The following is a 5665-nucleotide window of genomic DNA, read 5'->3' on the forward strand; positions in this document are numbered from 1 at the left end:
CAACCTCACCAAGCGCATAACGGACGAGACGACACCCACCTGGCGAGGAACTTACTAGAACATAAAGGGCAATTGATCTAGATCAAACGCCCTCTAAGAGGGGAGGAAGCTGCCAGTCGGTCTGCGCACGGCGCCCCTTTCCCTCGGCAGGGAGAGCGCGATCACCACAACAGGAAAGCGGTGATCGGCCATCCTGGCAGCGCGAGGAGGAATCCCACGACGGCCAGGCTCATGCCGCGCTGGCCCCGTCGGGCCACCTGAATGCTGGCGGTGATGCTGAAAACGAGCACCAGCGGCGTAAAGACGAGCAACGACACAAGCAGCCCTAGGACGCCGAGACCGAGAAGCAACAGCAACGACAGCAGCGAAAGGACCAGCGCGGCGATGGCGGCGCCGTTCCATGCTGTCGGCGGGTGCACTGGTTCGCCGGGCGCGAGGTAAGGGCCGGCCGCAGCATGCCATTCTGGGCCCATGTATGGGCCAGGTGGCCTGCCTGGGGTCGGATCGGAATCCGTCATCGGGTGGTGCCCTCCCGGCTCCGCGGCTGAGGCCGAGCGGTGCACCGACCGCCCAAAGATTCGCACAGACGTGCGGTGTGAGCTACCTCGGGTTGCGGACGCCCGTCGGCCCGACCGAACGGGCACGGGAGGGGCACGTCGACCGGCGACCTTCAGATGGGACCGGGCAGGGCGCAGCCGTGCCCGGCAAGGGGGGAACAGGGCATGCTGAGAGCCGGAACAACCTGCGCCGATGCGATCGATTTCCTGGACAACGATCTGGTGGCCGGGAGCCTGAACGACGTGTCTATCCGGATCCCTTTCACGTTGGGGACGGCGGATGCTGAGGATGCGATGCGGGTCGTGCGCAAGCGGTACGACGAGTGGACGTGGAAGGCTGCCGAGGAGATCAACCGGCGCTTCAGTGACCGGGAGATCGCGGCGCCGCTGCGTGGGGTCCGCTACCGGGCGATCCTGACCGCGCCGTTGGAAGAGGCCCGGCTGATGATGTACGTCGAACTCGTTGAGCTCCAGGACTACTTCAAGACCGTGGCCAACCGGGTGCGTGCCATGCAGGAGCGGTACGGGCGCGCCGGTGCCGTCCGTCACGCGGTGCTGGACACGAACACCACGCCGCACTTCATGCGGTTCGACCCCCACGTCCGCCTGGTCGCCGCGCTGTTCGACGGCGACTGAACGACAGAAAACGCCGCCCCCGCCGCCTTGGCGTAGACCCATACCGCTTGGGTGCGTCCCCACCCTGGAACCTGTGAGGTGGGTGCGCAGCAGGTGGTATTTGCGGTACCACTCCGGGCCGTGGGGCAGCCGCCAGTCGCCGGCGAGAGCCAGGGCTGAGTGCCGGTGGTGGCGGAGGCGGCGGGGTCGGTCAGGCACATCGCGGTATTGGCGTTGCTGACCAGGGTGCCGGTGGTGGTGACCTCCCACGTCACCCGCCGCAGTGCTACACGCCATGGCGGTGCGGTGGGTCAACGCGGACAGTTGGCCCGGGGTTGTCGAGGACGTGTTCGACGACGCCGAGGGCGTGCGGCACTCGATCATCGACCAGGTCACCACTGAAGCGAGGTAGCCACCGTGCTCGAGTAGCGATGGTCGGCCTCGGACTGCCCCCAGGAACCCCCATGGCCCGGCCGGACCTCTGGAGATACCATCAGCTCTCTTTGCGATCATCCAGGGGAAAACTGTGCGTCGACGTCGAGTATCCATGTGTGCCGCTCTTGGAACTCTTGCCTTGGTCACAGCCTGCTCGGACTCGCAGGCCTCCCCCACCTCCACCGCACAGTCATTGACTTCGGCCACCACGCTCGACCAAGCGGATGAGCGACTCCACAAGCTGTTGCTCAAGGTGACCACGGCCGCGCGGAAGTCAGGACCGAGCCCGTTCGGCGCAGTGCGTCCGGCAGTGGAGTCCGCTCCTGATTGCCGGGATCCGGGCACCGCGAGACACACGACAACAATGTCGATCATTCAGGCGGGGTCTCCGGACGTTGGCCCGGATGTCCGAGCCGACCTCCAGAAACAGGGTTGGACCATGGGTGAATGGCGCACTCATGACAAAGACCTGAAGCGATACACATCCCCCGGCAAGTTGGGGGAATTCACTGTCTTCGTCTCCTACCTGAAGGGCTTCGGCCAGACGGACGTGATCGCGAGCACTCCGTGCCTGAAGGGCTCGCCGCTCACGAAGTCCTCGATGTTCCCCCAGCCTGACAGCACCGAACCTCGGTAGGTTCCCAGCGATGTGCACGACGACGAGGCCGGGGGACTGTGGCTGAGGGTTGCTGGTTCGTGCCCGCACGCACCTCGTGCAGCAGCCGCGCGAACTGGTCGGGATCATCTCTGCGCATGCGCTTGAGCTGCCGCAACTCCCATGCCCCTGCCTCGCCAAATCGGCGACATGCCAGCAGGCTCGTTCGGGTGATCGCTGCGTGGCCCGGGCATCGAAGAAGGTCCTCTTGAACAGTTCGGTGATGTCGAGTCGTGGTGCTGCCTAGACGCTGGGTCGTGGAGCGGAGTTTCTCCCGGCTGGTCCGGGCCCGCCGACTGGTAAGGGACTACGAGAGCCGCATCGACAGCGCCGAGTCGATGGCCTGGTGGGCCGTGGCTCTACGGATACGCCCCTGTCCTGCTCACGGTCGACGCCAACGGCACCGCCGAGGGCCGGCTGCTGGGAGGCACTGTCTCGTTCATATCGGCACGTACGCATGCGGCGCCGGTGTTCGGGAATCCAGCCCACTGGGCCGCGGGTCTGCCGGACAAACCGCGCACGGCCCGGCAGAGCCCGGAGCGGATCACCGCCGCGACCGAGGAAGCGTTCCACCTGCGCTTCCTGGCCCGGAGCACAGTGCCCGACGCGCAGATGGTGAGCGTCGGCGAAACCGTGCACCTGGTCGACGTCGTCACCGGATCCGCCGCCACCCTCACCCCGGCCGATGGCGGTTGGCGGGTGCGCGAGGGTGGCCCGGTGAAACTGTGGGAGCGCATCGAGCGCATCCTGGACGCCTACGACGCGGCCGGCGCCCCGGGCCCGGAGACCTTCACCCTGCATGTCTACGACGGCGGCCAGCACCTCCGTCACCCGCAGCTGCCCGGCCTGCCACTGCCCAGGCCCTGACGCGGGCCCCGAGTCGCAAAGCGAGCACGACGCTCAACTTGCGCCGGTATGTTCCAGCAGTTGTGCTTCCAACTGCGCGATGCGGCGGTCCTGGAACCTATTGTTCGTCCGGGCCGCCTGCAGTCGCTCTTCCATCTGCCACTGGTCCTGAAACAGTTGCTGAACTCGCTGCTTGAGTTGCGCGTTTTGCTCGACCAGGTGCGTCACCGACTCGTCCGACCAGCGGGCCTCCAGGTCACGGATCTGACCGAGCAACTGACCCATGCGGCACCGCTGTCTCCTGATCTCCGCGTGTGCGGTCTTGAGCCCGTCTTCGGCGTTGAGCGCACGTTCACGCCAGGCCGTCTCGGCCTCGCTGCCGTGATGCCGCTCGGGTCGGCCGGCTCCTGCACCCCGCTCCCGTGCGGTCTCGATCAGGTTCCTGGCCTCGGAGTTTTCGTAGAGGAAGGTGCGGGAGACGCCCGCCTTGCGGGCAATGGCCTGGAAGGTGACGGCGGTGTGTCGGCGCCGCAACTCAGCGACGGCGGCTTCGATCCGCTGGAGCATGTCCTTGACGCGGCGTTCGCCGGCGGCCGTGCGCGACGGGAGGCCGGTGCGCTCATGCCGACCGCCTCTCCTCGGCGTCGCCCTCGTCGTTGTGCCCGGCCGTGTCGTCAGCGGCGGCAGCGAGATTGGTCTCCGCCGGGGTCACGTAGATCAGACGCAGGTGGGTTTCCATCTCGTGGACAACGGCGCGGTGGTCCGCACGCACCCCCGTGACGTCTGCCTCCAGGGGCGATTCGACGGCCCGTTCGCGGCAGAGGTCCACTAGCTTGATCTTTAACCTGCGCGGCGTGGTCGTGGGGTGGTTGACTTCTTCGTTCGCTGTTCCGCGGGTTGTGTTTTGCGGGGTGTGTGCACGTCGTAGCGGGGTGTGGGGCGGGTGTTCTTTTGGCCTGGGGGTCGTCCGGGGCCGGGGCGGGAGGGTTTCGGTGCTTGGGCCGGACAGCCCGCTTGTGGGCGGCGTCCATTTGCTTGCTGTCCGGAGGCCATGTTTCGAGAGTGCTCCCGGTGCGACGTGTCCACAATGGGAAGGATCTTTCCTAGACGCCAGACCGGACGGAGCGCCTCATCCGCCCTTCCGTAACAGCGGCGACAGGCTGCGGGCGGGTGTCAGCCAGCCAGCCGGTTGAGTTTGCGTATCTGCTTGTCGAAGATCCCGGCAGGAGCGATGCGCCGCAGCATGCTGGCACGTCCGGCCAAGGGGCCCGCGGTGTAGCGCAGTTTCGGCTTCGCGTCAGTCGCTGCAGCGACGATCACCTTGGCGACGATCGCGGGGTCGTCGCCGCCCTTGATCGCCTCCGCCATCAGGCGGTCGAAGCTGTGCCGCTGCTCCGCGTAGACCTGCAGCGGCGTGTCGGCCTTCGCGCTGTTGGCCTCGAATCCGGTCTTGGTGTAGGCGGGTTCGACGAGAAGTGACCGGACGCCGTACTGCCGGACCTCGTGGTCCAGGGACTGGGAGTAGCCCTCGATCGCATGCTTGGAGGCGCCATAAGCGGCCATGTAGGGCGCGGGGATGAACCCCTGCACGGACGAGAGGTTGATGATGCGTCCGCCTCCCCTGACCCGCATGTGCGGCAGCACCTCCTTCACCGTGCGCATGACGCCGAAGACGTTGACGTCGAAAACGCCCTGGGCCTGCGCGACGGAGGTTTCCTCGGCTGCGCCCATCGAGCCAACACCTGCATTGTTGACCAGGACGTCGATTCGTCCCAACCGCTCGATTACCTGCTCGACCGCAGCGGCGACTGACTTGTCACTGGACACGTCGAGGTCGAGGAACGTCACCCCGCCCAGCGGAGTGACGCGCGAGGCGTCGCGGCTTGATCCGACCACGTCGAAACCCGCGGCGACAAGTGCGAGCGCGGTCGCCTTCCCGATGCCGGTTGACGCACCCGTCACGAGTGCCACCGGCCGGTTTGTCGTCATCCTGAACTCCCTGGCCCATCGAGGAAACCGATCAGTTTCTCCACCGTAAACCGTTCGGTTTCCTCGCGCAAGCTCAAGGTGCGAGCCCGGTCCCGGGTCGGATTGGATGACCCGGCGCCTGCCGGAAAGACGCATTTGAGTGCACCGCACGGAGGGACGCGAGAGCACGCTCCGCACAGAGATCACCAGGCTCGCCATGAAGGTGCGCTTCGACACTGCGATCGCGGTGGTTGCCCGAGCGTGGCGGCGTCCGACGCGGGGCGCGGAGGTACTGTCCGGTTTCCGAGATGGCAGCCGAAGCGGCGAGGGTCTCGCGCGGGTTCTCCACGCAATGGCGAACGCCTACCGCTCGCGCCGACCTCGGCACACCCCACAACGCTCCACGCGCAAGAGCAGGGCCCCCTTACGGCAGTCGCCGGGACGCAAGGCGGACAGTCGAGCCGACCGGACGGGGCTTAGGGGTGGCTTAGGGGCAATGCCGTTGCATTACGGGTCTGTGGGTTGGGGTCTTGTGATGAGGATGGCTGCGGTGCCGGTGCGGGTGGCCTGGGGCCAGGCGTGGTGTTCA

General features: G+C 66.7%; 5 protein-coding genes and 3 pseudogenes. 3 read left to right on the forward strand and 5 right to left on the reverse strand.

Annotated elements, in window-relative coordinates:
* Positions 1-161 precede the first annotated feature (161 nt).
* Entirely contained in the window at positions 162-518 is a 357-nt protein-coding gene (locus ABZV42_RS41950; RefSeq protein WP_355990742.1) for a hypothetical protein, read from the reverse strand.
* Between the two features lie 204 nt (positions 519-722).
* On the opposite strand from ABZV42_RS41950, the gene ABZV42_RS41955 reads away from it, so the two are divergent.
* From ABZV42_RS41955 to ABZV42_RS41965, 3 genes and pseudogenes are all read left to right on the forward strand, one after another.
* Positions 723-1193, forward strand: a complete 471-nt coding sequence (locus tag ABZV42_RS41955; protein ID WP_356057519.1) for a hypothetical protein — start codon at positions 723-725, stop codon at positions 1191-1193.
* 1305 nt (positions 1194-2498) lie between these two features.
* Positions 2499-2618: pseudogene (locus ABZV42_RS41960) on the forward strand (IS5/IS1182 family transposase); the annotation flags it as partial.
* A pseudogene (locus tag ABZV42_RS41965) lies at positions 2617-3129 on the forward strand (SAM-dependent methyltransferase); the annotation flags it as partial. The pseudogenes ABZV42_RS41960 and ABZV42_RS41965, both read left to right, overlap by 2 nt.
* Before the next feature lie 33 nt (positions 3130-3162).
* Here ABZV42_RS41965 and ABZV42_RS41970 read toward each other — a convergent pair.
* The 4 genes and pseudogenes from ABZV42_RS41970 to ABZV42_RS41985 all read right to left on the reverse strand — a co-directional run bounded on the left by ABZV42_RS41970 (position 3163) and on the right by ABZV42_RS41985 (position 5097).
* Positions 3163-3801 (reverse strand): DUF6262 family protein, encoded by a 639-nt coding sequence (locus ABZV42_RS41970; RefSeq protein WP_355990782.1) that lies wholly within the window; start codon positions 3799-3801, stop codon positions 3163-3165.
* Positions 3728-3937, reverse strand: a complete 210-nt coding sequence (locus tag ABZV42_RS41975) for a hypothetical protein (RefSeq protein WP_355990746.1) — start codon at positions 3935-3937, stop codon at positions 3728-3730. The genes ABZV42_RS41970 and ABZV42_RS41975 overlap by 74 nt, the downstream gene beginning before the upstream one ends.
* 11 nt (positions 3938-3948) lie before the next feature.
* A pseudogene (locus ABZV42_RS41980) lies at positions 3949-4131 on the reverse strand (transposase); the annotation flags it as partial.
* A 150-nt stretch (positions 4132-4281) separates the two neighbouring features.
* Positions 4282-5097 carry an oxidoreductase gene (locus ABZV42_RS41985; protein WP_355990748.1) on the reverse strand — a complete coding sequence of 272 codons (816 nt, stop codon included), beginning with the start codon at positions 5095-5097 and terminating at the stop codon, positions 4282-4284.
* Between the last annotated feature and the right edge of the window lie 568 nt (positions 5098-5665).

Origin of the sequence: Streptomyces sp. NPDC005281, assembly GCF_040607495.1 — a bacterium.
Classification (GTDB): domain Bacteria; phylum Actinomycetota; class Actinomycetes; order Streptomycetales; family Streptomycetaceae; genus Streptomyces.